At 62.4% G+C, this 367-nt stretch carries 1 protein-coding gene; it reads left to right on the top strand.

Going from position 1 to position 367, the window contains the following annotated elements:
• Positions 1 to 367 (top strand): zinc-binding dehydrogenase (locus AC5Y2L_RS28600; protein ID WP_499945820.1); only part of this gene is annotated, 367 nt, incomplete at both ends.

Raw genomic sequence — 367 nt, 5'->3', positions numbered from 1 at the left:
TCTTGAAATTGGTAAGGGCGACATTGTCGGCGACGCCCGATTGGGCGTCTTGCCGTTCCGGCGCAACCTTACGATTTCCGGAGTTGATTTGGCGTTGATGGCCAGCACCGAGCCGGACAAGGTCCGGAGCCTGTTGAAGACGGTGTATCAGTTGGTCGCCGATGGTGTGCTGCCGCTGCCGCAGAGCACGCACTATCCGCTGGCCGAGGTGGCCACCGCGATTCGGGTGATCAGCGCCGCCGAGCACACCGGCAAACTCGTGCTCGACATTCCGCAAACCGGACATTCCCGCGTGGTGGTGCCCCCGGAGCAGGTCCCGGTCTTTCGTAGGGATGGCGCCTATTTGATCACCGACGGTCTCGACGGT

It is taken from the genome of Mycobacterium sp. NGS66 (assembly GCF_059812225.1).
The sequence above is the reverse complement of the archived record's forward strand: the minus strand, read 5'-3'. Positions and strand labels throughout refer to the sequence as shown.